Source organism: Mesorhizobium sp. M7A.F.Ca.US.005.03.2.1, assembly GCF_003997795.1.
Classification (GTDB): Bacteria; Pseudomonadota; Alphaproteobacteria; order Rhizobiales; family Rhizobiaceae; genus Mesorhizobium; species Mesorhizobium ciceri.
The window spans coordinates 1-1,213 of the sequence record NZ_RZRP01001269.1 but is presented as its reverse complement, the minus strand read 5'-3'; the positions used below and the strand labels follow the sequence as shown (position 1 = coordinate 1,213).

Sequence of the window (1,213 nt, the reverse complement as noted above, 5' to 3'; positions counted from 1 at the left end):
GTTCGATCCTTGCGAACCAGGCGTTCATCGACGAACAGCATCCGGTCATCGTCGTTCTGGAAGAAAACCATTTTGGAACGGGCCAACGCCACCCGGTACAAGACCTTGGCAATCCTGAGCAGCAGACCACCGCGGACGAACGCCGTCCCCAATCCCGAAATGTTGTTGATGACGGGAATGCCGTTCAGATTGGCCGCGATGGAGCCGAACACGTTGGGCTTGATCGTGAAGCCGACAAACGCCAGCGGTCTCTCGCGCCGCAAGAGACGCCAGTAGCGCCACAGAAGGACCAGATCCCGCAACGGTGACGTGCCGGAATTGTCCATGTCGAGTTCGACATAGCGGCAGCCCATGGCCGCAATCAGCGAAGAATACGCGTCTCTCGGCGCGACGACGACCACCTCATAGCCACGGCTCCGCAGCGCCTCGATCAATCCCTTGCGGAAATTGACGACATTCCAGGATGTGTTTATCGAGACGATTATCTTGTCGCGAGCAACGGGCGTCATCTCTGCCCACCCGGATATGACGACGGCGCTCTCAACAGCATATCCGCAAACCGATCCGGCGATCTTTCCGACAAGGTCTTTCCGTACAAGGCCGACCGATCGCCGCCTTGGATGACCTTCAGCAGTGCTTCCGCAACTTCCGACGCGCCAAAGCCGGCTGAAATCTCCAGGCCCGACAGCATGTCCAGATCTCCCGCACAGGGGGTGGTGACGATGCCAGGAATCCGGCAAGCCATCATTTCCAGAAGGACGTTGGGAAATCCCTCCGTCGCCGACGTGAGCATGCCGACACGCGCTGCGCGAAACAGTGGAAACGGGTTGTCTCTCTGGCCGAGCAGATTTAGTCGCGAGGCCAGCTCAAGCTCGCCAGCGCGGGCTCTCAACTCCGCTTCCATGGGTCCAGAGCCAACCATGGTCAGCTCATAATCCTCGCCGGTCCTTCGTCTGACCTCGGCCAGCACATCAACCGCGATCGTCGGACGCTTCACATCAATCAGCCGACCGCACCAGACTATCTGCGGACGGCGGGAAAGTATCTCGGCGTCGTGCCCGGGCAATGCCTCCATGGACATTTTGACGATGAGATCTTCATCGACCGGGTTGGGCAAAGTACGCAGCTTGGCGATTGCTCGGCGGGGCAATACGTCACGCAGGCGTTCATTCATATAGCTCGTTTGCGCGACTATCATGTCCTGGGTGCCATA

Annotated in this window: 2 protein-coding genes; both read right to left on the bottom strand. The window is 58.9% G+C overall.

What is annotated here, in order from left to right:
- A partial coding sequence (locus tag EN991_RS36920) for a glycosyltransferase (RefSeq protein ID WP_281058856.1) occupies positions 1-434 on the bottom strand: 434 nt, incomplete at its 3' end.
- 71 nt (positions 435-505) lie between these two features.
- Positions 506-1,213: glycosyltransferase (locus EN991_RS36915; protein ID WP_127370559.1), on the bottom strand; the 708-nt coding region annotated here is incomplete at its 5' end.